1 rRNA gene is annotated in these 1,247 nt (G+C 58.3%); it reads left to right on the forward strand.

The features are described from left to right. Nucleotides 1-1,247 (forward strand): 23S ribosomal RNA (locus tag ACA361_RS42240); the annotation flags it as partial.

Genomic DNA, 1,247 nt, shown 5'->3' on the forward strand with positions numbered 1-1,247 from the left:
TGGGTGTGTTCCCGAGTAGCACGGGGCCCGTGAAATCCCGTGTGAATCTGCCACGACCACGTGGTAAGGCTGAATACTTCCTGATGACCGATAGCGGACCAGTACCGTGAGGGAAAGGTGAAAAGTGCCCCGGTGAGGGGTCGTGAAATAGTACCTGAAACCGTGTGCCTACAAGCCGTCAGAGCCTCCTCAATGCTTTCGGGTGTTGTTGGTGATGGCGTGCCTTTTGAAGAATGAGCCTGCGAGTTATGGTGTGTGGCGAGGTTAACCGGTGGCGGGTAGCCGTAGCGAAAGCGAGTCTGAATAGGGCGTTTTTAGTCGCATGCTGTAGACCCGAAGCGGGGTGATCTAGCCATGGGCAGGGTGAAGCGCCGGTAAGACGGTGTGGAGGCCCGAACCCACCAGGGTTGAAAACCTGGGGGATGACCTGTGGTTAGGGGTGAAAGGCCAATCAAACTCCGTGATAGCTGGTTCTCCCCGAAATGCATTTAGGTGCAGCGTTGCGTGTTTCTTGCCGGAGGTAGAGCTACTGGATGGCCGATGGGCCCGACAAGGTTACTGACGTCAGCCAAACTCCGAATGCCGGTAAGTGAGAGCGTGGCAGTGAGACTGCGGGGGATAAGCTTCGTAGTCGAGAGGGAAACAGCCCAGATCATCGGCTAAGGCCCCTAAGCGTGTGCTAAGTGGGAAAGGATGTGGAGTTGCCGTGACAACCAGGAGGTTGGCTTAGAAGCAGCCATCCTTGAAAGAGTGCGTAATAGCTCACTGGTCAAGTGATTCCGCGCCGACAATGTAGCGGGGCTCAAGCACACCGCCGAAGCCGTGGCATTGCATCCCTTGGGGTGTGATGGGTAGGGGAGCGTCCTGCAGCCGGTGAAGCCGCCGAGTGATCGAGTGGTGGAGGCTGTGGGAGTGAGAATGCAGGCATGAGTAGCGAATGGAGAGTGAGAAACTCTCCCGCCGGATGACCAAGGGTTCCTGGGGCAGGCTAATCCGCCCAGGGTAAGTCGGGACCTAAGGCGAGGCCGACAGGCGTAGTCGATGGACAACGGGTTGATATTCCCGTACCCGCTGGTATGCGCCAACGCTGAATCCTCTGATGCTAACCACCCGAACCGCCTTCGTCTCCTTCGGGGGATGTTGGTTGGGGAGCGTGGGGCCCGAGGGGGTAGTAGGTGAGCGATGGGGTGACGCAGGAGGGTAGCTCAGCCCAGGCGATGGTTGTCCTGGGGTAAGCATGTAGCCCG

It is taken from the genome of Actinomadura sp. 21ATH, from assembly GCF_041951345.1.
Classification (GTDB): domain Bacteria; phylum Actinomycetota; class Actinomycetes; order Streptosporangiales; family Streptosporangiaceae; genus Spirillospora.